The organism is Planktosalinus sp. (genome assembly GCF_059864935.1).
The window spans coordinates 1-1,913 of the sequence record NZ_JCBCCK010000294.1 but is presented as its reverse complement, the minus strand read 5'-3'; the positions used below and the strand labels follow the sequence as shown (position 1 = coordinate 1,913).

The 1,913-nt window shown below is 39.8% G+C and carries 1 protein-coding gene; it reads left to right on the top strand.

Features of this window, described 5'->3' with window-relative positions; translation table 11 throughout:
* The coding region (locus AC6F75_RS09725; RefSeq protein WP_500714824.1) for a transglycosylase domain-containing protein at nucleotides 1-1,913 on the top strand (1,913 nt) is incomplete at both ends.

Below are 1,913 nucleotides of genomic sequence, written 5' to 3'. Positions count from 1 at the left end.
AGGAACACTCAGAGCTACAATTTTTTTAGGGAAACGAGGTGGAGCCAGCACAATTACCCAACAGCTTGCAAAACAGCTTTTTACAGGAGTAAGTTCTAGAAATTCATTATCAAGGGTGATCCAAAAAATAAAAGAATGGGTCATTGCCACACGTCTCGAGCGACAATATACAAAAGAGGAAATCATCACGATGTACCTCAATAAATATGACTTCCTGAATCAAGCAGTTGGAATTCGTTCTGCTTCCAGGATTTACTTTGGTAAAGAACCCATAGATTTAACCACAGAAGAAGGAGCTATGCTTGTCGGGATGCTCAAAAATTCTTCACTTTTCAATCCGTTGAGAAGAGAAGAAATGGTGCAAACCCGGAGAAACGTGGTCTTACGACAAATGGAAAAAAACAATTTTCTTTCGCAGAAAGTAAAAGACTCCTTGCAACAACTTCCATTAAAACTGAATTACAATCCGGAAGGTCACGATGAAGGATTGGCTACTTATTTTAGAGAGTACGTTCGTGCCGATATCCAAAAATGGATCAACGAAAACCCTAAAGTAGACGGCACACTTTACAATATCTATCGCGACGGATTGAGAATCTATACCACTATAGATTCAAAAATGCAGCAATTTGCCGAGGAAGCATTAAAAGCTCATGTCAAAAACCTTCAAAAAGAGTTTGAAAATCAGAATAAAAATAATAAAACAGCCCCATTTAGAGGCATTACAAAGCAGGAAACGGAAAGCATTTTAAACACAGCGATGAAGCGCAGCAACCGATGGAAAATTTTAAAAACGCAAGGTTTAAGTGATGAAGAGATTAAAGCCTCCTTCCATAAAGAAACTGAAATGAGAATTTTTTCATGGAATGGTGATATTGATACTATAATGAAGCCCATAGACTCCATAAGGTATTATAAGTCATTTTTACAAGGCTCTATGATGTCAATGAATCCACAAACCGGAGAGGTTAAAGCCTGGGTAGGCGGAATCAATTATAAGCATTTTAAATATGACATGGTCAAGCAGGGCAAAAGACAAGTGGGGTCAACTTTCAAGCCTTTTGTTTATGCCACGGCTATTGACCAGTTGCATATGTCGCCTTGTGATACTTTGCCAAACACTCCTTATACCATAGAAGAAGGTAAATATGGGCTGCTTCAACCATGGACTCCAAAGAATGCTGGAGACAAGTATGGTGGAATGGTCAATTTAAAACTTGCATTAGCTGAATCTCACAACGTAATTTCAGCAAATTTGATTGATAAAACTGGCCCGCAACCTGTAATAGACCTAGTTAAAAAACTAGGAATTGATACATCAGATATGTTAGCAGCTCCTGCAATTGCACTGGGAACAACTGATATTAGTGTTTTTGAAATGGTTGCTGCATACAGTGTTTTTGCCAATGAAGGAATTTATGTTGAACCTGTTATGGTTTTCAGAATTGAAGATAAAAATGGCACCGTCCTTTTTCAGCATGTGCCGGAAACACGTGATGTTATAAGTGCTGAAAGTGCTTATGTCACCACTAGTTTGATGGAAGGTGTTACCCAGGGGGGCTCCGGAGGCCGTTTACGCAGAACCTGGACCAATGATTTTTATAACAAAGTGATGACCGGTTACCCATACGGTTTTACAAACCCTATTGCAGGAAAAACCGGCACCACTCAAAACCAAAGTGACGGCTGGTTTATGGGAATGGTGCCCAATCTGGTTACCGGGGTTTGGGTGGGTGCAGAAGACCGTTCTGCACGATTTCCCACTTTAACATACGGTCAAGGTGCTACAATGGCACTGCCCATTTGGGGTCTATTTATGAAAAAATGCTATGAAGATGAAGACTTAGGGGTTTCCAAAGAAGCTTTTAAAAGACCAGAAAACCTGACTATTGAAACCGATTGCAGCAAATGGA